Source organism: Citrobacter sp. Cf125 (assembly GCF_030333935.1).
Lineage (GTDB): Bacteria > Pseudomonadota > Gammaproteobacteria > Enterobacterales > Enterobacteriaceae > Citrobacter > Citrobacter freundii.
Genome location: NZ_JAOWEY010000015.1, coordinates 1 through 23,955 on the forward strand (window position 1 = coordinate 1; position 23,955 = coordinate 23,955).

The following is a 23,955-nucleotide window of genomic DNA, read 5'->3' on the forward strand; positions in this document are numbered from 1 at the left end:
GCGGTAGTTCAGTTGGTTAGAATACCTGCCTGTCACGCAGGGGGTCGCGGGTTCGAGTCCCGTCCGTTCCGCCACTTATTAGAAAATTAAGCCTGCTACTAAGCAGGCTTAATGATAAAAAAATTTAGGGGCGTAGCTCAGTTGGTAGAGCACCGGTCTCCAAAACCGGGTGTCGCGAGTTCGAGTCTCTCCGCCCCTGCCAGAAACAATCCTTAGCATTCTTGCTAAGGATTTTTTTTATCTGCAATTTGCGCTGTGCCTTCCAATTGTTTTATTCCCGGCATCCTTGCCCGTATTTTCTTTAATCTTCCAGAATATTCGTTCTCAGCAAGTCGCAAATCAGCGCATGTTTATCGCTGTTTTGCAGCCAAACTGCATATAACGGGCGCGAAAGGGTTGTACTGTCAGTAACCGTATGGAGATCGCTTTTACCTTTAGCCCAACTGACCGGAAGCCAGCTAAAGCCTCTAAGGACTGAAAGTTGCTGCCTGGCCAATTCTGCCGAACTGGTGGTGAGTACCGGCACTTCATCTCCCGCAATCAATCCCGCTTCGTGTTGCTGAAAGTCAGGTCCCCATTCCAGACGCAGATAATTCAGTTCATCCTTGGTTTGCGAAGGAGAGCTGCAATAGAGCGCCAGCGTGAAATATCCCAACAGTTGGCTGCTAAATTCGTCCATTTTGGGCGTTTCGGTAGTAATCAGTAGATCAAGCTGTCGTTCATGGAGCTGTTTTACTAACGACTGTCGCTGAGCGATCCTCGCTTCAAACTGCAGGCTGGATTGCGGCTCCTGGGATTGGTACAAACGCCCCAGCCAGCCATTAAGCATGCATTCCCAGAGGGATGCGCTGGCACCAATAGAAAACTCGTTATGTCGCGAGGTATTCGCAACCTCCTTACGTGCGGCTTGCCACGTATTCATCAGCGTTTCAGCGTAAGGCAGTAATTTTTCACCTGCAGCGGTTAAACGGATATTGTTTCTGTGTCGGGTGAACAGGTTTACACCCAATTGATTTTCCAGTTGTCTGATCCGGAAACTAACCGCTGATTGGGTCAGATAGAGCGCTTCAGCAGCCCTGCCAAAGTGGCGTGTCCGGCTAACTTCCAGGAAAGTTTTTAACAATTCCGTATCCACAACTCGCTCCATAAAATTATTTGTCGTTATGATTTAAATCTTTTGTTTGACGCTCTGTCAAGCGTAACTAATACTCCGCGCCATAAATAGCTCGGCCAAAGAATTAGGAGCGTGCAGGATGGCGGAAAGCTTTACGACGACTAATCGATATTTCGATAATAAATATTATCCCCGCGGATTCTCCCGTCATGGTGATTTCACCATTAAAGAAGCACAACTGCTTGAGCGTCACGGTTATGCTTTCAACGAGCTGGATCTGGGCAAGCGTGAGCCGGTAACGGAAGAAGAAAAACTGTTTGTTGCGGTATGCCGTGGTGAGCGCGAACCGGTTACCGAAGCTGAACGTGTGTGGTCCAAATACATGACGCGCATTAAGCGTCCAAAACGCTTCCACACGCTGTCTGGCGGGAAACCTCAGGTGGAAGGTGCGGAAGACTACACCGAATCTGATGATTAATAAAAAAGGGCGAAAGCCCTTTTTTTATGCCAGTAGTTTTTGCAAATGAATGAGTAATCTGTCTATCGCCCGATACCCAACAGCCTCCTGTAAGTGCTGGCGAGAGATATGGTCAGATTGTTCTATATCCGCGATCGTTCGAGCAACCTTTATCAGGCGTAACCAGGCGCGGATGGATAATCCGAGATGCGCGAGCGTTTCTTCAAGCCACTGTGCATCGTCACTGCGCAGTGGACAGTATTTATGGATATCCTGACTGTCCAGATGCGCGTTTAACTTATTTTGTCGTCGATACTGACGATCTCGCGCTGCCATAACACGTTGCTTCACCGTTGCGCTATCTTCCCCTTTTACCTGGTTCTGGCTGAGTATCCCGGGCGGTGGCAAAGGGATTTCGAGAGAGAGATCGAAGCGGTCAAGAAATGGACCTGATAATCGATTGAGGTAGCGTAGCGTCTGCTCTGGGGTACAGCGGTTATGGTTCCCCTGATAATGGCCTGTTGGGCTGGGATTCATAGCGGCTATGAGTTGAAAGCGAGCGGGATAGGTGATTTTTGCTCTGGTGCGGGATAGATGTATCTGTCCGGACTCAATGGGTTCGCGCAGTGCATCCAGCGTGCGCCGCTCAAACTCGGGTAGTTCATCCAGAAATAGTATGCCGTTATGCGCCAGAGAGATCTCGCCTGGCGCAGGAATAGAGCCTCCACCGACCATGGCGGTTAATGAAGCACTGTGATGCGGAGAGCGAAAAGGGCGTTGTTTCCACTGTTTCTGTAGCGTGTCGGAATTGACCAGACTAAGAATCGCGGCGCTTTCCAGTGCCTCATCGTTACTCAGTGGCGGAAGCAATCCTCTCAGGCGACTGGCCAGCATAGTCTTACCCGTACCCGGAGGGCCGATGAGTATGAGGTTATGACCGCCAGCTGCGGTAAGCTCCAGCCCGCGTTTACCCTGTTCCTGGCCGATAACATCGCTCAGATCATCTGCTAATGCGCAGGGGATAAAATCTGCCGATGATGGTCTGTCTAAATCATGCTTACCTTCGAGGAACGCGCATACTGCCTGTAGATGATCGGCTATCAGGCACCCTTCACCGTGTATTAGTCCAACTTCAGCTGCATTCTCTTTTGCGACAATAATTCTCCTGCCTGCGCGAATGGCTTCGGTTGCACTTGATATCGCACCGGGAACGCCGCGTAACGCGCCTGTAAGCGCTAATTCACCTACCAGCTCATATGTATCGAGATTATGGGTAGTAAGCTGCTCAGAAGCGGCCAGAAGCGCAACTGCGATAGGTAAATCATATCGTCCCCCTTCTTTTGGGAGATCGGCCGGAGCGAGGTTTATGGTTATCTTCTTTGCCGGGAATTCATAACCGCTATTAATTACCGCACTGCGAACCCGATCGCGGGCCTCTTTTACCGTTGTTTCGGGTAATCCCACCATGGTTAAACCAGGCAAACCATTGCTGATATGTACCTCGATGGTAATGGCTGGCGCATTCACGCCCAGCGCAGCGCGTGTGTGAACAATCGATAGTGACATAAGCCCTCCTGATGAAAGCATTATGTCGCAATACATCGCTGCAAGATTTCACATAATTACGGTTTTTAGAGGCTTATTCCCGTGTTTTTATGTAGCTCAACACTGATTACATTAAGTCTGGAATAGCGCTCGCAAACGCTTTTGCATGGCGTTTTTAGTAGGGAATGGGTAGCCGAGAATCACCTGAAACGTGAAATATTTTCACCTTTGATTTTTTGTTTAAAAAACAACGATATTTATCTAAACCGTTAACGTCGTCAGAAAAACGAATAAAAAAATATCTTGTGTCATTTGCAAATTCTATGGTAACTCTTTAGGTATTCCTTCGAACAAGATGCAAGAAAATACAAAAATGACAGCCCTTCTACGAGTGATTAGCCTGGTCGTGATTAGCGTGGTGGTGATTATTATCCCACGGTGCGGGGCTGCACTTGGACGAGGAAAGGCTTAGAAAACAAGCCTTAACGAACTAAGACCCCCGCACCGAAAGGTCCGGGGGTTTTTTTTGACCTTAAAAACATACACGAGGAGCAGAAAGTGAACGGTAGCATAAAATTCTGTTTCTCAAGATTTACGGCGGGGATGTAACTATGAATGGGGCACAGTGGGTGGTACATGCGTTGCGTGCACAAGGGGTTCAAACCGTCTTTGGTTATCCTGGTGGCGCAATTATGCCGGTTTACGATGCGTTATATGACGGCGGCGTAGAACACCTGTTGTGCCGACACGAGCAGGGCGCGGCAATGGCAGCAATTGGCTATGCCCGTGCGACCGGTAAAACCGGCGTGTGTATCGCCACTTCCGGGCCTGGTGCTACCAACCTGATCACGGGCCTTGCCGATGCGCTGTTAGATTCAGTTCCTGTGGTGGCGATCACCGGCCAGGTGGCATCATCTTTCATCGGAACGGATGCGTTCCAGGAAGTGGACGTTCTGGGTATGTCTCTGTCCTGCACCAAACACAGTTTCCTGGTGCAGTCACTGGAAGAGCTGCCGCGCATCATGGCTGAAGCTTTTGCTGTGGCGAATTCCGGTCGTCCGGGGCCGGTTCTGGTTGATATCCCGAAAGACATCCAATTGGCCAGCGGTACGCTGGAGCCGTATTTTACGACAGTCAAAAACGTAGAGGTTTTCCCGCACGCTGACGTTGAGCAGGCGCGTAAAATGCTGGCACAAGCGCAGAAACCTATCCTGTACGTAGGTGGCGGCGTTGGTATGGCGCAGGCGGTCCCGGCCCTGCGTGAATTTATCGCGGTAACCCAAATGCCGGTCGCCTGCACGTTGAAGGGGCTGGGCGCAGTAGAGGCTGACTACCCATACTATTTGGGTATGTTGGGAATGCACGGCACTAAAGCGGCAAATTTCGCGGTGCAAGAATGTGATTTACTGATTGCAGTGGGCGCGCGTTTTGATGACCGGGTAACCGGCAAGCTGAATACCTTCGCACCAAACGCCAGCGTGATCCACATGGATATCGACCCTGCGGAAATGAACAAGCTGCGCCAGGCGCACGTAGCATTGCAGGGTGATTTAAATTCTCTGCTGCCGGCATTGCAGCAATCGCTGAAGATTGACGCATGGCGTCAGCATAGTGCTGAACTGCGCACAGAGCATACCTGGCGCTATGATCATCCCGGTGAGGCTATCTACGCGCCACTGTTGTTGAAGCAGTTGTCCGATCGCAAACCCGCGGACAGCGTAGTGACAACGGATGTTGGCCAGCATCAGATGTGGTCGGCGCAGCATATGACCTACACCCGCCCGGAAAATTTTATCACCTCGAGCGGCCTGGGCACGATGGGCTTTGGCTTGCCAGCAGCGGTTGGCGCGCAGGTTGCTCGCCCGAACGATACGGTAATCTGTATCTCCGGTGACGGTTCCTTCATGATGAATGTACAGGAGCTCGGCACCGTAAAACGCAAGCAGTTGCCGCTGAAGATAGTTTTACTCGACAACCAGCGGTTAGGCATGGTGCGACAATGGCAGCAGCTGTTTTTCCAGGAACGTTATAGCGAAACCACCCTTACCGATAACCCCGATTTCCTCATGTTGGCCAGTGCCTTCGGCATCCCAGGTCAACACATCACCCGTAAAGACCAGGTTGAAGCGGCACTCGACACCATGCTGAACAGCGAGGGGCCATACCTGCTTCATGTCTCAATCGACGAACTTGAGAATGTCTGGCCTCTGGTACCGCCAGGTGCCAGTAACTCAGAAATGCTGGAGAAATTATCATGATGCAACATCAGGTCGCCGTTGAGGCTCGGTTCAATCCGGAAACGTTAGAACGTGTTTTACGCGTGGTACGCCATCGCGGTTTTCAGGTGTGCTCCATGAATATGGAAGCAGCCAGCGATGCGCAGAATATAAATATCGAATTGACCGTTGCCAGCCCCCGGTCGGTCGACTTACTGTTTAGTCAGTTAAGTAAACTGGTAGACGTTGCACATGTTGCTATCTGCCAGAGCACAACCACATCACAACAAATCCGCGCCTGAGCGCAAAAGGAAGAAAAATGACGACGAAAAAAGCTGATTACATTTGGTCTAATGGCGAGATGATTCGTTGGGAAGACGCTAAGGTTCACGTGATGTCCCACGCGCTGCACTACGGTACTTCTGTATTTGAAGGCATCCGTTGCTACGATTCTCACAAAGGGCCGGTGGTGTTCCGTCATCGCGAACATATGCAGCGTCTGCGTGATTCAGCCAAGATCTATCGTTTTCCGGTTTCTCAGAGCGTTGATGAGCTGATGGAAGCTTGCCGTGAGGTGATTCGTAAAAACAATCTGACCAGCGCCTATATCCGTCCGCTGGTGTTTGTTGGCGACGTGGGGATGGGCGTTAACCCGCCAGCGGGATACACCACTGACGTGATCATCGCTGCGTTCCCGTGGGGCGCTTACCTTGGTGCTGAAGCGCTGGAACAGGGGATCGACGCGATGGTTTCTTCCTGGAACCGCGTTGCGCCGAACACCATCCCTACAGCGGCTAAAGCGGGCGGTAACTATCTGTCTTCGCTGCTGGTGGGTAGTGAAGCGCGTCGTCATGGCTATCAGGAAGGCATTGCCCTGGATGTGAATGGTTACATCTCTGAAGGCGCGGGTGAAAACCTGTTTGAAGTAAAAGACGGCATTCTGTTTACCCCGCCGTTTACCTCTTCTGCACTGCCGGGTATCACCCGTGACGCGATCATTAAGCTGGCGAAAGATCTCGATATCGAAGTGCGTGAGCAGGTGCTGTCCCGTGAATCGCTGTACCTGGCCGACGAAGTGTTCATGTCCGGTACCGCGGCCGAAATCACCCCAGTACGCAGCGTCGATGGTATCCAGGTGGGCGAAGGCCGCTGTGGTCCGGTCACCAAACGCATCCAGCAGGCCTTCTTTGGCCTCTTCACTGGTGAAACGGAAGATAAATACGGCTGGTTGGATCAGGTTAATCAATAAACATAAATTTGGGACGGCACGCACCGTCCCAATTATTAGACAGACGGGAGTTAATCAAGCATGCCTAAGTATCGTTCTGCTACCACCACCCACGGCCGCAATATGGCGGGTGCTCGCGCACTGTGGCGCGCCACCGGGATGACCGATGATGATTTCGGTAAACCGATTATCGCTGTGGTGAACTCTTTTACCCAGTTTGTGCCGGGTCACGTCCACCTGCGCGATCTCGGTAAACTGGTTGCCGAACAAATCGAAGCCTCAGGCGGCGTGGCGAAAGAGTTCAACACCATTGCTGTGGATGATGGTATCGCCATGGGGCACGGTGGCATGCTGTATTCACTGCCGTCCCGCGAGCTGATTGCTGACTCCGTTGAGTACATGGTTAACGCCCACTGCGCCGATGCGATGGTCTGTATCTCTAACTGCGACAAAATCACCCCTGGGATGTTAATGGCCTCTTTGCGCCTGAATATTCCGGTGATCTTTGTTTCCGGCGGTCCGATGGAAGCCGGGAAAACCAAGCTCTCTGACCAAATCATCAAGCTCGACCTGGTTGATGCGATGATTCAGGGCGCTGACCCGAAAGTCTCCGACTCACAAAGCGAGCAGGTTGAACGTTCCGCCTGTCCAACCTGCGGCTCCTGCTCCGGCATGTTCACCGCCAACTCGATGAACTGCCTGACCGAAGCGCTGGGCCTGTCGCAGCCGGGTAACGGTTCGCTGTTGGCGACTCACGCCGACCGTAAAACGCTGTTCCTTAACGCGGGTAAACGCATCGTCGAGCTGACCAAACGCTATTACGAGCAGGATGATGCCTCCGCCCTGCCGCGCAACATTGCCAGTAAAGCGGCGTTTGAGAACGCCATGACGCTGGATATCGCCATGGGCGGCTCCACCAACACCGTTCTGCACCTGCTGGCGGCCGCACAGGAAGCGGAAATCGACTTCACCATGAGTGATATCGACAAGCTGTCCCGCAAAGTCCCACAGCTGTGTAAAGTGGCGCCGAGCACGCAGAAATACCATATGGAAGACGTGCACCGCGCAGGCGGCGTACTGGGTATTTTAGGCGAACTGGATCGTGCCGGACTGCTGAACCGCGACGTGAAAAACGTGCTGGGTCTGACTCTGCCGCAAACGCTTGATCGGTATGACGTGATGTTGACCAAAGACGACGCGGTGAAAAAAATGTTCCGCGCCGGACCGGCGGGCATCCGTACCACCCAGGCGTTCTCGCAGGACTGCCGTTGGGATACGCTGGATGACGACCGCGCTGAAGGCTGCATCCGCTCGCTGGAACATGCTTACAGCAAAGACGGCGGTCTGGCAGTCCTGTACGGTAACTTTGCGGAAAACGGCTGTATCGTAAAAACTGCAGGCGTGGATGACAGTATCCTGAAATTCACCGGCCCGGCAAAAGTGTATGAAAGCCAGGACGATGCGGTTGAAGCAATCCTCGGCGGTAAAGTGGTGGCTGGCGACGTGGTTGTCATTCGCTACGAAGGGCCGAAAGGCGGGCCAGGCATGCAGGAAATGCTCTACCCAACCACCTTCCTGAAATCGATGGGCCTCGGCAAGGCTTGTGCGCTGATTACCGATGGTCGTTTCTCCGGCGGTACTTCGGGGCTTTCAATCGGTCACGTTTCTCCGGAAGCGGCCAGCGGCGGTAATATTGCGATTATCGAAGATGGTGACATGATTGCCATCGATATCCCGAATCGTGGCATTCAACTGCAACTGAGTGATGCGGAAATCGCTGCGCGCCGTGAAGCGCAGGAAGCTCGCGGTGACAAAGCCTGGACGCCAAAAGATCGTCAACGTCAGGTCTCCTTTGCACTGCGCGCCTATGCCAGCCTGGCAACCAGTGCCGACAAAGGTGCGGTGCGCGATAAGTCGAAGCTCGGGGGATAATGACCATGGCGGATTCACAACCTCTATCCGGTGCTCCTGAGGGCGCTGAGTATCTCAGAGCGGTACTGCGTGCGCCGGTATACGAAGCGGCACAGGTAACGCCGCTACAGAAAATGGAAAAGCTCTCTTCGCGCCTCGATAACATCATTCTGGTGAAGCGCGAAGACCGTCAACCCGTTCACAGCTTCAAGCTACGCGGTGCCTATGCCATGATGGCGGGCTTGACCGAAGAGCAAAAAGCGCATGGGGTCATCACCGCATCGGCGGGTAATCATGCTCAGGGTGTCGCGTTCTCTTCTGCGCGATTAGGCGTGAAGGCGCTGATTGTCATGCCAACGGCTACCGCCGATATCAAAGTCGATGCCGTTCGCGGCTTCGGCGGAGAAGTGCTGCTGCACGGCGCGAATTTTGATGAAGCCAAAGCCAAAGCGATTGAACTGTCACAGCAGCAGGGTTTTACCTGGGTTCCACCGTTTGATCATCCGATGGTGATTGCCGGGCAGGGCACGCTGGCGCTGGAGCTGCTCCAGCAGGACGCTCATCTCGATCGCGTATTCGTGCCTGTTGGTGGTGGCGGATTAGCGGCAGGTGTTGCGGTGCTGATTAAACAGCTGATGCCGCAAATCAAAGTGATTGCCGTGGAAGCGGAAGATTCGGCCTGCCTGAAAGCAGCGCTGGATGCTGGTCATCCGGTGGATCTGCCGCGTGTGGGTCTCTTTGCCGAAGGCGTAGCGGTGAAACGTATTGGCGATGAAACCTTCCGTCTGTGCCAGGAATATCTCGACGATATTATCACTGTCGATAGCGATGCTATTTGTGCGGCAATGAAAGACCTGTTCGAGGATGTACGTGCGGTGGCTGAGCCTTCCGGGGCGCTGGCGCTGGCGGGGATGAAAAAATACATCGCCCAGCATAATATTCGCGGTGAACGTCTGGCGCATGTTCTTTCCGGCGCTAACGTTAACTTCCACGGCCTGCGCTACGTTTCCGAACGTTGCGAGTTAGGGGAGCAGCGCGAAGCCTTACTGGCGGTGACCATCCCGGAAGAGAAGGGAAGTTTCCTGAAGTTCTGCCAGCTGTTGGGTGGCCGTTCGGTAACGGAGTTTAACTACCGCTTTGCCGATGCGAAAGACGCCTGCATTTTTGTCGGTGTACGCCTGAGCCGTGGGCTGGAAGAGCGTAAGGAAATCCTGCAACTGCTCAACGAGGGCGGCTACAGCGTGGTGGATCTGTCTGATGACGAGATGGCGAAGCTACACGTGCGCTATATGGTCGGTGGCCGTCCTTCTAAGCCGTTGCAAGAGCGCCTTTATAGCTTTGAGTTCCCGGAATCGCCGGGCGCGCTGCTGAAGTTCCTCTACACCCTGGGAACGCACTGGAATATCTCGCTATTCCACTACCGTAGCCACGGTACCGACTACGGCCGTGTACTGGCGGCGTTTGAGCTGGGCGATAACGAACCGGACTTCGAAACCCGGCTCAATGAACTGGGCTATGAGTGCCACGACGAGACCCATAACCCGGCGTTCAGGTTCTTCCTGGCGGGTTAACAACAGCCATTAAAAAAGGGTTCATGTAAAAACATGAACCCTTTTTGCTACTGTATCAGCAGATTACAGCGTGATAACGTCGAATTCGACTTCGGTATTCACGTCAGCGTCGTAGTCCACGCCGTCGAGACCAAAGCCGAACAGGTTCAGGAATTCCTGCTTGTAGCCTGCATAATCGGTTTCTTGCGCCAGGTTTTCGGTGGTGATCAGCGGCCACAGGTCGCGACATGCCTGCTGAATGTCATCACGCAGTTCCCAGTCATCCATACGGATACGCTGGTTGTCATCAAGCGCCACTTTGTCACCGTACAGGCTGGTGGTCATCAGACGGTTGATTTGCTCGATACAACCTTCATGAATCCCCTGTGCTTTCATCAGCTTGAAGACCATGGAGATGTACAACGGCATCACTGGAATGGCGGAAGACGCCTGGGTGATTACGGATTTCAGTACGGCAACGTTCGCGGAACCGTTCAGCGGAGCCAGCTGGTTACGCAGTTCGCCCGCGGCGCGATCGAGATCTTCTTTCGCTTTGCCCAGCGCGCCGTGCCAGTAGATTGGCCAGGTCAGGTCGGTACCGATGTAGGAGTAGGCTACGGTTTTCACGCCGTCAGCCAGCACGCCCGCTTCGCTCAGCGCGCCCATCCACAGTTCCCAGTCTTCGCCGCCCATGACGGTGACGGTGTTCTGAACTTCTTCTTCGGTTGCCGGCTCAATGCTGGCGGTGATGATCTGATCTTTGTTGGTATCGATCGCTTTAGAGGTGTAAACCTCACCGATTGGCTTCAGCGCAGAACGGACGATTTCACCGGTTTTCGGCATTTTACGCACTGGGGACGCCAGTGAGTAAACCACCAGGTCAATCTGACCCAGGTCTTCTTTTATCAGTTTGATCACTTCATCACGGCATTCGTCAGAGAACGCATCGCCGTTGATGCTTTTGGAGTACAGACCTTCACGCTTAGCGGCTTCATCGAAGGCGGCAGAGTTATACCAGCCTGCGGAACCCGGTTTGGTATCCGTGCCCGGTTTTTCGAAAAATACGCCGATAGTGGCGGCTCCGCTGCCAAAGGCGGCAGAAATCCTGGAAGCCAGACCGTAACCGGTGGAAGCACCGATCACCAGCACGCGGGACGGGCCGTTCTCGATTTTCCCGTTCTGCTTAACATACTCGATCTGCTTTTCCACGTTGACTTTGCAGCCAGTCGGATGGGTCGTTGTACAGATGAATCCACGAATTTTTGGTTTGATTATCATAATGATGGCTAATTAAGTTTGTATTTTCGCTGTCAAGTGCGCAATGACACCGTCTGTTCTGGCCTGCTTAACGCGATGGTTAACAAGCCCCCCACTACAATGGATCACGACATTATACAGAAAAGGAGCGCCAATACTGAATCTACCACTGATTTTAGGCCTGACGCTGGCGCTAGTCGGCAGATTTACGTTCCAGAACAATCTTCCAGAACGCGTCGATCAGCGGTTCATGCAGCCGCTTTTTCGGCGCGCAGACGCCCAGTTCGAACGGCGTTTTCTCGTCGCTGCGTTCTAAAATCATCACGCGGTTACGTACCGGCTCCGGGCTGTTTTCCAGCACCACTTCCGGCAGCAGCGCCACGCCGCAGCCCAGCGCCACCATTGAGACCATCGCTTCATGACCGCCTACCGTAGCGTAAATCGATGGGTTGCTGATTTTGTGACGGCGGAACCACAGCTCAATGCGGCGGCGGACCGGCCCCTGGTCGGCCATGATAAACGGCACCGTCGACCAGTCGGGTTTCTCGACGGAAACCTGATTACGCACCGGGCAGGGCAGCGCCGGGGCGATCAGCACCACCGTCAGATTCTCCAGCATCGAGAACGCTACCGCGCCGGGCAGTGTCTCGGGCTTACCGGCAATCGCCAGATCGGCTTCACCAGTGACCACTTTGTCCATCGCATCGGCGGCGTCGCCGGTGGTGAGCTTAATTTCCACCGATGGATGCTCGGCGCGGAAACGATCGAGAATGGGTGGCAGATGGCTGTATGCCGCAGTTACCGAACAGAAAATATGCAGTTCGCCCGACAGCGACGGCCCTTGTTGATCGAGGGTGTGGCGCAGTTGCTGGTATTGCAGCAGCGTCTGTTGGGCGAATACGCGCAGCTCTTCGCCCGCTTCGGTCAGCGTGACCGTGCGGTTATCGCGCACAAACAGCGGCTGCCCGAGATCTTCTTCCAGGCGCTGAATCTGGCGCGAAAGCGTGGAGGGGCTGACGTGCATTGCCCGTGCGCTGCGGCCAAAGTGGCGACTTTCAGCCAAATGCAGGAACATTTTCAGATCGCGTAAATCCACAGACGAGCCTCCGATTTTCTACGTTGCATAAATTGCAATGTGACGTTGTGAATATATCAATTTCCGCAATAAATTTCCTGTTGTAATGTGGATTCAATCTCGCAAATACAAATCTGCGAACCGAATAATAAGCACCACAACACAACATCACGGAGTACACCATCATGGCTAACTACTTTAATACACTGAACCTGCGCCAGCAGCTGGCACAGCTGGGTAAATGTCGCTTTATGGGCCGCGACGAATTCGCCGATGGTGCGAGCTACCTTCAGGGTAAAAAAGTGGTCATCGTCGGCTGTGGCGCTCAGGGTCTGAACCAGGGCCTGAACATGCGTGACTCCGGTCTGGATATCTCCTACGCACTGCGTAAAGAAGCCATTGCTGAGAAGCGTGCTTCCTGGCGTAAAGCGACCGAAAACGGCTTCAAAGTGGGTACCTACGAAGAGCTGATCCCGCAGGCTGACCTGGTGGTTAACCTGACGCCAGACAAGCAGCACTCCGACGTTGTACGTTCGGTACAACCGCTGATGAAAGATGGCGCGGCGCTGGGCTATTCACACGGCTTCAACATCGTCGAAGTGGGCGAGCAGATCCGTAAAGACATCACCGTTGTGATGGTGGCACCGAAGTGCCCGGGTACTGAAGTTCGTGAAGAGTACAAACGTGGCTTCGGTGTACCGACCCTGATCGCCGTTCACCCGGAAAACGATCCGAAAGGCGAAGGTATGGCGATTGCTAAAGCCTGGGCTGCGGCCACCGGTGGTCACCGTGCGGGTGTGCTGGAGTCCTCCTTCGTTGCGGAAGTGAAATCTGATCTGATGGGTGAGCAGACTATCCTGTGCGGTATGCTGCAGGCAGGTTCTCTGCTGTGCTTCGATAAGCTGGTGGAAGAAGGTACTGACCCGGCATATGCTGAAAAACTGATTCAGTTCGGCTGGGAAACCATCACCGAAGCGCTGAAGCAGGGCGGCATCACCCTGATGATGGACCGTCTGTCTAACCCGGCGAAACTGCGTGCTTACGCGCTGTCCGAACAGCTGAAAGAGATTATGGCGCCGCTGTTCCAGAAACACATGGACGACATCATTTCCGGCGAATTCTCTTCCGGCATGATGGCTGACTGGGCTAACGACGATAAGAAACTGCTGACCTGGCGTGAAGAGACCGGTAAAACCGCGTTCGAAACCGCCCCGCAGTTTGAAGGTAAAATCGGTGAGCAGGAGTACTTCGATAAAGGCGTTCTAATGATTGCGATGGTGAAAGCGGGCGTTGAGCTGGCGTTCGAAACCATGGTTGATTCCGGCATCATCGAAGAATCTGCTTACTACGAATCACTGCATGAACTGCCGCTGATCGCCAATACCATCGCCCGTAAGCGTCTGTACGAAATGAACGTGGTTATCTCCGATACCGCAGAATACGGCAACTACCTGTTCTCTTACGCTTGCGTACCGCTGCTGAAAGAGTTCATGACCACCCTGCAGACCGGCGACCTGGGCAAAGCGATTGCTGAAGGTGCGGTAGACAACGCGCAGCTGCGCGACGTGAACGAAGCAATCCGTAGTCACGCTATCGAGCAGGTTGGTAAGAAACTGCGCGGTTACATGACCGATATGAAACGCATTGCCGTTGCTGGCTAAATAGGATGTCGGGTGGCGCTTGCGCTTACCCGACCTACGCACAGCAGATGTAAGCCGGATAAGGCGTAGCCGCCATCCGGCAAAAAAAGCCCGGTGTTTAACACCGGGCTTTCTATTAGTTACGGTACAGCACTTTAATGATGTGGTAACCAAACTGAGTGTGCAGCGGGCCGGTTGGCTCCAGCACAGGGCAGGAAAAGACCACTTTGTCGAACGCCGGAACCATCTGGCCCTGACGGAATTCACCTAAATCACCGCCGCGTTTGCCTGATGGACAGATAGAGTGTTTCTTCGCCAATTTGCCGAAGTCGGCGCCGTTTTTAATCTGTTCCAGAAGATCCAGTGCCAGTTTCTCTTCTTTAACAAGGATATGCACTGCTGCTGCTGTTTTTGCCATGATCGTGCCTTGAGTGGGGTGGTTAAGGCTGGCTATACTACCACGCTGTTATTCTCCCCTCCCGACTTTCATGAGTGACCCTTTATGCGTTTGAACCCCGGACAACAACAAGCCGTCGAATTCGTCACCGGACCTTGCCTGGTGCTGGCGGGAGCGGGTTCCGGCAAGACGCGTGTTATCACCAACAAAATCGCCCATCTGATCCGTGAATGTGGTTATCAGGCACGCCATATTGCGGCCGTGACCTTTACCAATAAGGCTGCGCGCGAGATGAAAGAGCGCGTGGCGCAAACGCTGGGTCGTAAAGAGGCGCGTGGGTTGATGATCTCCACCTTCCACACCCTGGGACTGGATATCATTAAGCGTGAATATGCGGCGCTGGGGATGAAGTCGAACTTCTCGTTGTTTGACGATACTGACCAGGTGGCCTTGCTCAAGGAACTGACCGAAGGGCTAATCGAAGACGATAAGCTTATCCTCCAGCAGTTGATCTCGACGATCTCCAACTGGAAAAACGATCTGATGACTCCGGCACAGGCGGCAGCCAGCGCCAAGGGCGAGCGCGATCGTATTTTTGCCCACTGCTATGGTCTGTATGACGCACATATGAAGGCGTGTAACGTCCTCGATTTTGACGATCTGATCCTGCTTCCCACGCTGCTGCTACAGCGCAATGAAGAAGTGCGTGAGCGCTGGCAAAACAGAATCCGCTACCTGCTGGTGGATGAATATCAGGATACCAACACCAGCCAGTACGAGCTGGTGAAGTTGCTGGTAGGTAAACGCGCGCGCTTTACCGTCGTGGGCGATGACGATCAGTCGATCTACTCCTGGCGCGGCGCCCGTCCACAGAACCTGGTACTGTTAAGCAAAGATTTTCCGGCTTTGCAGGTGGTGAAGCTGGAGCAAAACTACCGTTCATCAGGTCGCATCCTGAAGGCGGCGAACATCCTTATTGCGAACAATCCACACGTCTTTGAAAAGCGACTCTTTTCCGAGTTGGGTTACGGTGCTGAACTGAAGGTACTGAGTGCCAATAATGAAGAGCACGAAGCGGAACGCGTGACCGGGGAATTAATTGCCCATCATTTTGTGAACAAGACGCAGTATAAAGACTACGCCATCCTGTATCGCGGTAATCATCAGTCGCGCGTGTTCGAAAAGTTTCTAATGCAGAACCGTATCCCGTACAAAATTTCCGGCGGAACGTCGTTCTTCTCGCGTCCGGAGATTAAAGATCTGCTGGCTTATCTGCGCGTGCTGAGCAACCCGGATGACGATAGCGCATTTTTGCGGATCGTAAACACGCCAAAACGTGAAATCGGCCCGGCCACGCTGCAAAAGTTGGGGGAATGGGCGATGACACGTAATAAAAGCCTGTTTACCGCCAGCTTTGATATGGGGCTTAGCCAGACACTGACCGGGCGCGGGTATGATTCTCTGACTCGCTTTACGCACTGGCTGGGGGAAATTCAGCGTCTGGCGGAGCGTGAGCCGGTTGCCGCTGTGCGCGATCTTATCCACGGTATTGATTACGAATCCTGGCTGTATGAAACCTCGCCGAGCCCGAAAGCGGCTGAAATGCGTATGAAAAACGTCAATACGCTGTTCAGTTGGATGACGGAGATGCTGGAAGGCAGTGAGCTGGAAGAGCCAATGACCCTGACCCAGGTTGTTACCCGCTTTACCCTACGCGACATGATGGAACGTGGAGAGAGTGAAGAAGAGCTGGATCAGGTGCAATTGATGACACTGCATGCCTCAAAAGGGCTGGAGTTCCCATACGTGTTTATGGTGGGAATGGAAGAAGGATTTTTGCCGCACCAGAGCAGTATCGATGAAGACAATATCGATGAAGAACGTCGTCTGGCTTATGTAGGGATTACGCGTGCACAAAAAGAGCTCATCTTCACGCTATGTAAAGAGCGTCGTCAGTATGGTGAGCTGGTGCGTCCGGAACCGAGTCGTTTCCTTCTGGAGCTGCCACAGGATGACGTTATCTGGGAGCAAGAGCGAAAAGTGGTGAGCGCAGAGGAGCGGATGCAAAAAGGGCAGGCCAGCATCGCTAATATTCGGGCAATGATGGCGAAAGCTAAAGCGAAGTAGGTATTTTATGGGCCGGATATATGTAAGCACTATCCGGCAACCAACATCTAATGAACGTCCAGCGGCCAATGGACATAGCTTTGCCACTGGCTTTCCTGATCGATTAACTCTTTACCCAGCGGATGATGTTCCAGCCAGCCTTCTGGTAGAGTGACCGTCAGGTGCTCGTTTCTTGCATCCAATTGAATTTCCGGCACAAGATCGTCACGGCGACGACTGGCGAAGATGATCGCCAGGCGTAGCAAACGACAAAGATGCTCCGCGATGCGCGGTGGCACTGCGTTTTGCTGGTGGAGCGAAGAGAGATCGACGGGATTGGTCTGGTTGAGTAACAGCGTCGCTAGCAGTTTCTTTTGCGCAGGGGTAAAACCCGGGAGATCGAGATTGCGCACCAGATAAGCGGCATGCTGTGGTGCCTGTTTAAAATCAACGCTTAGGCCAATTTCATGCAGCTGACAGGCACTAATCAGTAATTCGCGGCTAATCGGTTCAAGATGCCACTTTTTTTCTACCTGATCGAGAAATTTAGTCGCTAAATTGGCAACGCGATGTGCTTGCTCTGTATCGACCATAAAGCGACGCTGGATATTGCGTAATGTGCGGCTACGAATATCCTGATCCACCGCCAGATGCAGCATACCGTAGACCAGACCTTCACGTAATGCGCCGCCGGCCAGGGTCATGCATTGAATGTTCAGTTCGGTGAAAATAGCAATCAGAATGGCCAGCCCGCTGGGGAAAACCAGCGCACGTTCCAGCGTTAACCCTTCGATTTCGAGCTCTTCCAGACGACCGCAGTGAATGGCACGCTGCTTAAGCTGCTGAAGTTTGGCCAGCGTAATGCGCTCATCCATGCCCTGCGCCATCATGATTTCCTGCAACGCCTGGACGGTGCCAGAGGCACCAACGCAAACTTTCCAGCCATGAAAACGCAGTTTGTCGGCGACCGGGCGCAGAACTTCGCGAGCGGCTTTCTCGGCCTCGTCAAAGTTTTCCTGTGCCAGATTACGATCGGTAAAATAGCGTTCGAGCCAGGTGACGCAGCCCATTGACAGGCTGAACAGGGAAGTGGTTTGCGCGCCAGAACCGGTAACCAACTCTGTGCTGGCCCCGCCAATGTCGACGACCAGACGCTGATCTGCGCCGCCGGTAGTGTGGGCCACACCTTGATAAATCAGGCGCGCTTCTTCTTCACCGCTAATCACCTGGACAGGGCAGCCGAGGATCTCTTGCGCTTTAGCAATAAACACATCGGCATTTACGGCGATGCGTAATGTTGCCGTGGCGACCACGCGGATTTGTGGATGCGGAATATCCTGCAGACGTTCTGCAAACAGGCGCAAACATTGCCAGCCGCGCTCCATTGCTTCAACAGAGAGCTCGTTGTCACCGTTGAGTCCAGCAGCCAGACGCACTTTGCGTTTGATACGAGTGAGCGTCTGGATGCTTCCTGCCACCTCGCGTACAACCAGCATATGAAAACTATTTGATCCGAGATCGATTGCCGCATACAGCGAAGTAGAATTCATACACTTCATCCTTCAACCTGTATCTGTGTTGGCTGCGTTCTCTCACCCGAATCACTTACTAAAGTAGGTTCATCGGGATTCGTTTTCTTGCCGCCTTGATACAGGCTGAATGATTTTGTGTATGGCATAACGTTTCTTAACCTGAACGACGACGATTACGCGGAGCACCACCGGTACGGCGTGGGCCATTGCCTGTGCGCGGACGCGTTAAGCGCAACGGCTTCGGCAGGTCGGTCATCAGCGCATCCGGGTTATATTTGCTGACCGGAATCGAGTGGCCGATATAGGTCTCGATTGCGGGTAAATTCAGCGCGTACTCTTCACAAGCCAGGCTGATAGAGTGACCGCTTGCGCCAGCACGACCGGTACGACCGATACGGTGAACGTAATCTTCACAGTCATCCGGCAGGTCATAGTTAAATACGTGCGTTACGGCTGGGATATGCAGACCACGTGCAGCAACATCCGTCGCAACGAGAATGTCGATATCGCCACGGGTGAATTCATCAAGGATTCGCAGACGTTTTTTCTGCGCCACGTCACCGGTCAGCAGACCGACACGATGACCGTCTGCAGCAAGGCTGCCCCAGATATCTTCACAACGATGCTTGGTGTTAGCAAAAACAATGGCGCGATCTGGCCACTCTTCTTCAATCAGCGTTTGCAGCAAACGCATTTTCTCTTCGTTGGAGGGGTAGAAGAGCTCTTCTTTAATGCGATGGCCAGTTTTCTGTTCCGGTTCGACTTCAACGTACTCAGCGTTATTCATTTGTTCGAACGCCAGTTCGCGAACGCGGTAAGAGAGGGTTGCAGAAAACAGCATATTCAGACGTTGGGTGGTTGGCGGCATACGACGGAATAGCCAACGGATATCTTTAATAAAGCCCAGATCGTACATACGATCGGCTTCATCCAGCACCACGACCTGAATCGCGCCCAGATTTATGTGGTTCTGTTTTGCATAGTCGATGAGACGACCGGTCGTGCCGATAAGAATATCGACGCCGCTTTCCAGCACTTTCAGCTGTTTATCGTAACCGTCGCCGCCATACGCCAGGCCTAATTTCAGACCAGTGGTCTGTGCCAGCGGCTCGGCATCGGCGTGGATCTGCACGGCTAACTCACGCGTTGGCGCCATAATTAACGCACGCGGTTGGTTCACCTTGCGATCGGCAATCGCGGGATGAGAGAGAAGATAATGAAACGTTGACGTCAGGAACGCCATCGTTTTTCCGGTACCGGTTTGCGCCTGCCCGGCAACATCACGACCAGCCAGCGTTAGCGGCAGCGCGAGGGCCTGAATGGGCGTACAGTTATGAAAGCCTTTGTTTTCAAGGGCTTCTATCACCTTTGGGTGCAGGGCGAAGTCGGAAAACTTCTGTTCTGTTAAATGTGTTTTGCTCATAGTGTGGTAGAATATCAGCTTACTATTGCTTTACGAAAGCGTATCCGGTGAAATAAAGTCAACCTTTAGTTGGTTAATGCTACATCAACACGTCGTTGATTAATGCTACACCAATGCACCAGGCTTATTCCTGTGGAGTTATTATGAGCGATAAAATTATTCACCTGACTGACGACAGTTTTGACACGGATGTACTCAAAGCGGACGGAGCAATCCTCGTTGATTTCTGGGCAGAGTGGTGCGGTCCGTGCAAAATGATCGCTCCGATTCTGGATGAAATCGCTGACGAATATCAGGGCAAACTGACGGTTGCTAAATTGAACATTGACCAAAACCCAGGCACCGCGCCGAAGTATGGTATCCGTGGCATCCCGACCCTGTTGCTGTTTAAAAACGGCGAAGTTGCGGCGACAAAAGTCGGCGCGCTGTCCAAAGGTCAGTTGAAAGAATTCCTCGACGCTAATTTAGCGTAAGGAAGTCTCATGATCGGGCGACCATACTTCGAAATGATTCGGATGACTGGACGCCCGACTTGAGTCGTGCTAAGTTAGTGTTGACTTCGTATTAAACATACCTTATTAAGTTTGAATCTAGTTATATCCAATACTTCCCGTTGTTTCTCGCGCGAGAAGTGGACAGATTCCTGGCTTGTCACTCAATCCGTCTTGTCGTTTCAGTTCTGCGTACTTTCCTGTGACCAGACAGCGAACAGACATGAGTTGATGGCCGTAAACAGGCATGGATGACCCTGCCATACCATTCACAACATTAAGTTCGAGATTTACCCCAAGTTTAAGAACTCACACCATTATGAATCTTACCGAATTAAAGAATACGCCGGTTTCTGAGCTGATCACTCTCGGCGAAAATATGGGCCTTGAAAACCTGGCTCGTATGCGCAAGCAGGACATTATTTTTGCCATCCTGAAGCAGCACGCAAAGAGTGGCGAAGATATCTTTGGTGACGGTGTGCTGGAGATATTGCAGGATGGATTTGGTTTCCTCCGCTCTGCAGACAGCTCCTATCTCGCCGGTCCTGATGACATCTACGTTTCTCCCAGCCAAATCCGCCGTTTCAACCTCCGCACTGGTGATACCATTTCTGGTAAGATTCGCCCGCCGAAAGAAGGTGAACGCTACTTTGCGCTGTTGAAAGTTAACGAAGTTAACTACGACAAACCAGAAAACGCCCGTAACAAAATCCTCTTTGAGAACTTAACGCCGCTGCACGCAAACTCCCGTCTGCGTATGGAGCGTGGTAACGGTTCTACTGAAGACTTAACGGCGCGTGTACTGGATCTGGCATCGCCGATCGGTCGTGGCCAACGCGGTCTGATTGTTGCTCCGCCGAAAGCGGGTAAAACCATGCTGCTGCAGAACATCGCGCAGAGCATTGCATACAATCATCCTGACTGCGTGTTGATGGTGCTGCTGATTGACGAACGTCCGGAAGAAGTTACCGAGATGCAGCGTCTGGTGAAAGGTGAAGTGGTTGCGTCTACCTTTGACGAACCTGCCTCCCGCCACGTTCAGGTTGCGGAAATGGTTATCGAGAAGGCGAAACGTCTGGTTGAACACAAGAAAGACGTTATCATTCTGCTTGACTCCATCACCCGTCTGGCACGTGCATATAACACCGTGGTTCCTGCTTCCGGTAAAGTACTGACCGGTGGTGTGGACGCCAACGCCCTGCATCGTCCGAAGCGTTTCTTTGGTGCTGCACGTAACGTGGAAGAGGGCGGTAGCCTGACCATCATCGCGACTGCGCTGATTGATACCGGCTCTAAAATGGATGAAGTTATCTATGAAGAGTTTAAAGGTACCGGCAACATGGAACTGCACCTCTCTCGTAAGATTGCTGAAAAACGCGTCTTCCCGGCTATCGACTACAACCGTTCCGGTACCCGTAAAGAAGAGTTGCTCACCACCCAGGAAGAGCTGCAGAAAATGTGGATCCTGCGTAAAATCATCCATCCGATGGGTGAAATCGACGCCATGGAGTTCCTCATTAACAAGCTGGCGATGACCAAGACCAATGACGACTTCTTCGATATGATGAAGCGTTCCTGATTCGGGCATCATCTGAAAACGCCACGTTTTTACGTGGCGTTTTGCTTTTACGATTCATCCTAATGTTTGGTCAGATAAAATTGTCATTATTATCGGCGTCATGGATTGTCACAATGTGCGGCATGACCGACAAGAGGTAGGAAGTGTAATGTTTTAGCTGCTCTCTTCAAGGGGGCGTCTTAACGCATTATACTTTAAGGAAATGATATATGCTGAGAACACATACACTGTGAATCTACTCGCTGCTTTCTCTGAGCTAGTTAGTATTTTTTTATTCACAACGATTTTTATTTTTTTGGCACGAAAAGTAGCCATAAAAATAGGTTTAGTGGATAAGCCAAACTTCCGCAAACGTCACCAAGGGATTATTCCGTTAGTGGGCGGGATTTCTGTGTTTGCCGGAATCAATTTCATGTTTGGCCTTTCGGATTATTACATTCCCCATGCCTCTTTATACCTCTTCTGTGCAGGTGTGCTGGTGTTTGTTGGCGCGCTTGACGATCGTTTTGACATCAGCGTAAAAATACGAGCAGTCGTTCAGGCGGCGATTGCTATTGTGATGATGGTAAAAGGTGAGCTTTATCTAAGTAGCCTGGGATATATTTTTGGCCCGTGGGAGTTGTTGTTGGGTCCCTTTGGTTATTTTCTCACCCTTTTTGCCGTCTGGGCGGCGATTAACGCCTTTAATATGGTTGATGGCATTGATGGCTTGTTAGGCGGGCTATCCAGCGTCTCATTCGCAGCGATGGGGTTTATCCTGTGGTTCGATGGCCAGACAAGCCTGGCAATCTGGTGTTTTGCCATGATCGCCGCCATTCTGCCTTACATCCTACTGAACCTGGGGATTCTCGGACGCCGCTATAAAGTCTTTATGGGCGATGCGGGGAGTACGCTGATTGGCTTTACGGTAATCTGGATCCTGCTGGAGACCACTCAAGGTAAAACGCATCCTATTAGCCCGGTCACGGCTCTGTGGATTATCGCCATTCCGTTAATGGATATGGTGGCGATCATGTATCGTCGTTTACGTAAAGGCATGAGTCCTTTCTCTGCAGATCGCCAGCATATTCATCATTTAGTGATGCGCGCCGGGTTTACTTCCAGACAGGCATTTGTTCTGATCACGTTGGCTGCAGCGATTCTGGCCTCTATCGGTGCACTGGCTGAATATTTTCGTTTAGTCCCTGAATGGGCCATGTTGGTGCTCTTTTTACTGGCATTCGGTCTTTACGGTTACTGTATTAAGCGAGCATGGAAGGTGGCGAGATTTATTAAGCGAGTTAAGCGCAGACTACGAAGGCACCGCGAAGGCAAACCAAACTTAACCAAGTAAATTGAGGATGCGATGACACAACCATTACCGGGGGAACACGCCGTGAGCGCAGAAAATGAACTGGATATCCGTGGGTTGTTTCGTGCCTTATGGGCAGGGAAAGTGTGGATTGTCGGCATGGCTCTCGCCTTCGCGTTAGTCGCTCTCGCCTATACGTTCTTTGCTCGTCAGGAGTGGAGTGCGACGGCGATTTCAGACAGGCCCACGGTCAATATGTTGGGCGGTTATTACTCTCAGCAGCAATTCTTGCGTAACCTGGACATCAAGGCCAGTCTTGCATCAGCGGATCAACCGTCAGTGATGGATGAAGCCTATAAAGAATTTATTATGCAGCTTGCCTCATGGGATACGCGCCGTGAATTCTGGCAGCAGACTGATTACTACAAGCAACGTATGGTGGGTAACAGCAAAGCCGATGCGGCGATGCTGGATGAACTGATCAATAACATTCAGTTTATGCCTGGCGATGCGGTTCGTAATACCAATGACAGCGTGAAGCTGATTGCCGAGACGGCACCCGATGCCAACAATCTGTTGCGTCAGTATGTTGCGTTTGCCAGTCAGCGTGCTGCGCGTCATCTGAACGACGAGTTAAAGGGAGCCTGGGCTGCGCGCACCGTGCAGATGAAGGCACAGGTAAAACGCCAGGAAGAAGTGGCGAAATCGATTTTCTCTCGCCGAGTCCACAACATTGAGCAGGCACTCAAAATTGCTGAACAGCATAATATTTCGCGTACTTCCACTGACGTTCCGGCTGAAGAATTACCTGATTCAGAACTGTTTTTGCTTGGACGCCCTATGCTGCAGGCGCGACTCGAAAACCTGCAATCTGTTGGTCCCGATTTCGATCTGGACTACTTCCAAAACCGAGCCATGCTTAACACACTGAACGTTGGGCCAACTCTGGATCCGCGTTTTCAGACCTATCGTTATTTGCGTACGCCGGAGGAACCGGTAAAACGTGACAGCCCTCGTCGTGCCTTCCTGATGATTATGTGGGGCATCGTTGGGGCTCTGATCGGTGCTGGTGTCGCGTTAACCCGCCGCCGCACGATTTAGCAATATCGTTGCAGTGAGGGGCTGGGCCCTCACTGCCAATCC

At 52.5% G+C, this 23,955-nt stretch carries 21 protein-coding genes and 1 tRNA gene; 15 read left to right on the top strand and 7 right to left on the bottom strand.

What is annotated here, in order from left to right:
- Positions 1-126 precede the first annotated feature (126 nt).
- Positions 127-202: transfer RNA gene (locus OGV89_RS00760), tRNA-Trp, on the top strand.
- A gap of 99 nt (positions 203-301) precedes the next feature.
- Here OGV89_RS00760 and hdfR read toward each other — a convergent pair.
- Complete coding sequence (gene hdfR / locus OGV89_RS00765; protein ID WP_085952510.1) at positions 302-1,147, bottom strand: HTH-type transcriptional regulator HdfR; 846 nt, start codon at positions 1,145-1,147, stop codon at positions 302-304.
- Positions 1,148-1,253: 106 nt separating this feature from the next.
- Here hdfR and maoP point away from each other — a divergent pair, with 106 nt between their 5' ends.
- Entirely contained in the window at positions 1,254-1,592 is a 339-nt protein-coding gene (gene maoP / locus OGV89_RS00770) for a macrodomain Ori organization protein MaoP (protein ID WP_003018025.1), read from the top strand.
- Between the two features lie 24 nt (positions 1,593-1,616).
- On the opposite strand, the gene OGV89_RS00775 is transcribed toward maoP, so the two are convergent.
- A complete protein-coding gene (locus OGV89_RS00775) occupies positions 1,617-3,137 on the bottom strand; it encodes a YifB family Mg chelatase-like AAA ATPase (RefSeq protein WP_171862212.1) in 1,521 nt (506 codons plus the stop codon).
- 352 nt (positions 3,138-3,489) lie between these two features.
- Between OGV89_RS00775 and ilvL the strand changes: the two genes are divergently transcribed.
- The 6 genes from ilvL (at position 3,490) to ilvA (ending at position 10,042) form a co-directional block, all read left to right on the top strand.
- Complete coding sequence (gene ilvL / locus OGV89_RS00780; RefSeq protein WP_286558002.1) at positions 3,490-3,588, top strand: ilv operon leader peptide; 99 nt, start codon at positions 3,490-3,492, stop codon at positions 3,586-3,588.
- 139 nt (positions 3,589-3,727) lie between these two features.
- A complete protein-coding gene (gene ilvG, locus OGV89_RS00785; protein WP_003841174.1) occupies positions 3,728-5,374 on the top strand; it encodes an acetolactate synthase 2 catalytic subunit in 1,647 nt (548 codons plus the stop codon).
- Positions 5,371-5,634: an acetolactate synthase 2 small subunit gene (ilvM, locus tag OGV89_RS00790; protein WP_003018017.1), complete on the top strand. Its 264-nt coding sequence runs from the start codon at positions 5,371-5,373 to the stop codon at positions 5,632-5,634. The genes ilvG and ilvM overlap by 4 nt, the downstream gene beginning before the upstream one ends.
- Positions 5,635-5,651: 17 nt before the next feature.
- Entirely contained in the window at positions 5,652-6,581 is a 930-nt protein-coding gene (locus OGV89_RS00795; RefSeq protein WP_003018014.1) for a branched-chain amino acid transaminase, read from the top strand.
- 60 nt (positions 6,582-6,641) lie between these two features.
- Entirely contained in the window at positions 6,642-8,492 is a 1,851-nt protein-coding gene (ilvD, locus tag OGV89_RS00800) for a dihydroxy-acid dehydratase (RefSeq protein ID WP_003844609.1), read from the top strand.
- Positions 8,493-8,497: 5 nt separating this feature from the next.
- Positions 8,498-10,042 (top strand): threonine ammonia-lyase, biosynthetic, encoded by a 1,545-nt coding sequence (gene ilvA / locus OGV89_RS00805; RefSeq protein WP_171862211.1) that lies wholly within the window; start codon positions 8,498-8,500, stop codon positions 10,040-10,042.
- A 63-nt stretch (positions 10,043-10,105) separates the two neighbouring features.
- Here ilvA and fabV read toward each other — a convergent pair whose 3' ends face one another.
- Positions 10,106-11,299 carry an enoyl-ACP reductase FabV gene (gene fabV, locus OGV89_RS00810; protein ID WP_003844612.1) on the bottom strand — a complete coding sequence of 398 codons (1,194 nt, stop codon included), beginning with the start codon at positions 11,297-11,299 and terminating at the stop codon, positions 10,106-10,108.
- A gap of 172 nt (positions 11,300-11,471) precedes the next feature.
- Entirely contained in the window at positions 11,472-12,374 is a 903-nt protein-coding gene (gene ilvY / locus OGV89_RS00815; protein WP_003018003.1) for an HTH-type transcriptional activator IlvY, read from the bottom strand.
- A 164-nt stretch (positions 12,375-12,538) separates the two neighbouring features.
- Between ilvY and ilvC the strand changes: the two genes are divergently transcribed.
- Entirely contained in the window at positions 12,539-14,014 is a 1,476-nt protein-coding gene (ilvC, locus tag OGV89_RS00820; RefSeq protein ID WP_003018001.1) for a ketol-acid reductoisomerase, read from the top strand.
- Between the two features lie 115 nt (positions 14,015-14,129).
- Here ilvC and ppiC read toward each other — a convergent pair whose 3' ends face one another.
- On the bottom strand, positions 14,130-14,411 hold the full coding sequence (gene ppiC / locus OGV89_RS00825; protein WP_003017999.1) for a peptidylprolyl isomerase PpiC: 282 nt from the start codon (positions 14,409-14,411) through the stop codon (positions 14,130-14,132).
- Between the two features lie 84 nt (positions 14,412-14,495).
- On the opposite strand from ppiC, the gene rep reads away from it, so the two are divergent.
- The gene (rep, locus tag OGV89_RS00830; RefSeq protein ID WP_003829018.1) at positions 14,496-16,517 is read left to right on the top strand and encodes a DNA helicase Rep; all 2,022 of its coding nucleotides are present in this window, start codon (positions 14,496-14,498) and stop codon (positions 16,515-16,517) included.
- A gap of 47 nt (positions 16,518-16,564) precedes the next feature.
- Here the strand turns inward: rep and gppA are convergent, their stop codons facing one another.
- Both gppA and rhlB read right to left on the bottom strand, forming a co-directional pair.
- Positions 16,565-18,046, bottom strand: coding sequence for a guanosine-5'-triphosphate,3'-diphosphate diphosphatase (gppA, locus tag OGV89_RS00835; RefSeq protein WP_003017996.1), 1,482 nt, complete (start codon positions 18,044-18,046; stop codon positions 16,565-16,567).
- Positions 18,047-18,182: 136 nt separating this feature from the next.
- Positions 18,183-19,451 (bottom strand): ATP-dependent RNA helicase RhlB, encoded by a 1,269-nt coding sequence (gene rhlB / locus OGV89_RS00840; RefSeq protein WP_003017994.1) that lies wholly within the window; start codon positions 19,449-19,451, stop codon positions 18,183-18,185.
- A 143-nt stretch (positions 19,452-19,594) separates the two neighbouring features.
- On the opposite strand from rhlB, the gene trxA reads away from it, so the two are divergent.
- From trxA to wzzE, 5 genes are all read left to right on the top strand, one after another.
- Positions 19,595-19,924, top strand: coding sequence for a thioredoxin TrxA (trxA, locus tag OGV89_RS00845; RefSeq protein ID WP_001280776.1), 330 nt, complete (start codon positions 19,595-19,597; stop codon positions 19,922-19,924).
- 130 nt (positions 19,925-20,054) lie between these two features.
- On the top strand, positions 20,055-20,174 hold the full coding sequence (locus tag OGV89_RS00850; protein ID WP_049259789.1) for a rho operon leader peptide: 120 nt from the start codon (positions 20,055-20,057) through the stop codon (positions 20,172-20,174).
- 87 nt (positions 20,175-20,261) lie between these two features.
- Positions 20,262-21,521, top strand: a complete 1,260-nt coding sequence (gene rho / locus OGV89_RS00855) for a transcription termination factor Rho (protein WP_002437993.1) — start codon at positions 20,262-20,264, stop codon at positions 21,519-21,521.
- Between the two features lie 202 nt (positions 21,522-21,723).
- The gene (gene wecA, locus OGV89_RS00860; protein ID WP_176602770.1) at positions 21,724-22,854 is read left to right on the top strand and encodes a UDP-N-acetylglucosamine--undecaprenyl-phosphate N-acetylglucosaminephosphotransferase; all 1,131 of its coding nucleotides are present in this window, start codon (positions 21,724-21,726) and stop codon (positions 22,852-22,854) included.
- A gap of 12 nt (positions 22,855-22,866) precedes the next feature.
- Positions 22,867-23,913 carry an ECA polysaccharide chain length modulation protein gene (gene wzzE / locus OGV89_RS00865; protein ID WP_003844617.1) on the top strand — a complete coding sequence of 349 codons (1,047 nt, stop codon included), beginning with the start codon at positions 22,867-22,869 and terminating at the stop codon, positions 23,911-23,913.
- Positions 23,914-23,955 lie beyond the last annotated feature (42 nt).

Coding starts and splice junctions, on each gene's coding strand:
- rho (WP_002437993.1), top strand. CDS start 20,262: ATGAATCTTACCGAATTAAAGAATACGCCGGTTTCTGAGCTGATCACT.
- wzzE (WP_003844617.1), top strand. CDS start 22,867: ATGACACAACCATTACCGGGGGAACACGCCGTGAGCGCAGAAAATGAA.
- gppA (WP_003017996.1), bottom strand. CDS start 18,046: ATGAATTCTACTTCGCTGTATGCGGCAATCGATCTCGGATCAAATAGT.
- wecA (WP_176602770.1), top strand. CDS start 21,724: ATGATATATGCTGAGAACACATACACTGTGAATCTACTCGCTGCTTTC.
- trxA (WP_001280776.1), top strand. CDS start 19,595: ATGAGCGATAAAATTATTCACCTGACTGACGACAGTTTTGACACGGAT.
- ilvG (WP_003841174.1), top strand. CDS start 3,728: ATGAATGGGGCACAGTGGGTGGTACATGCGTTGCGTGCACAAGGGGTT.
- rep (WP_003829018.1), top strand. CDS start 14,496: ATGCGTTTGAACCCCGGACAACAACAAGCCGTCGAATTCGTCACCGGA.
- OGV89_RS00775 (WP_171862212.1), bottom strand. CDS start 3,137: ATGTCACTATCGATTGTTCACACACGCGCTGCGCTGGGCGTGAATGCG.
- ilvC (WP_003018001.1), top strand. CDS start 12,539: ATGGCTAACTACTTTAATACACTGAACCTGCGCCAGCAGCTGGCACAG.
- ilvM (WP_003018017.1), top strand. CDS start 5,371: ATGATGCAACATCAGGTCGCCGTTGAGGCTCGGTTCAATCCGGAAACG.
- fabV (WP_003844612.1), bottom strand. CDS start 11,299: ATGATAATCAAACCAAAAATTCGTGGATTCATCTGTACAACGACCCAT.
- ilvA (WP_171862211.1), top strand. CDS start 8,498: ATGGCGGATTCACAACCTCTATCCGGTGCTCCTGAGGGCGCTGAGTAT.
- OGV89_RS00795 (WP_003018014.1), top strand. CDS start 5,652: ATGACGACGAAAAAAGCTGATTACATTTGGTCTAATGGCGAGATGATT.
- ppiC (WP_003017999.1), bottom strand. CDS start 14,411: ATGGCAAAAACAGCAGCAGCAGTGCATATCCTTGTTAAAGAAGAGAAA.
- ilvL (WP_286558002.1), top strand. CDS start 3,490: ATGACAGCCCTTCTACGAGTGATTAGCCTGGTCGTGATTAGCGTGGTG.
- rhlB (WP_003017994.1), bottom strand. CDS start 19,451: ATGAGCAAAACACATTTAACAGAACAGAAGTTTTCCGACTTCGCCCTG.
- hdfR (WP_085952510.1), bottom strand. CDS start 1,147: ATGGAGCGAGTTGTGGATACGGAATTGTTAAAAACTTTCCTGGAAGTT.
- ilvD (WP_003844609.1), top strand. CDS start 6,642: ATGCCTAAGTATCGTTCTGCTACCACCACCCACGGCCGCAATATGGCG.
- maoP (WP_003018025.1), top strand. CDS start 1,254: ATGGCGGAAAGCTTTACGACGACTAATCGATATTTCGATAATAAATAT.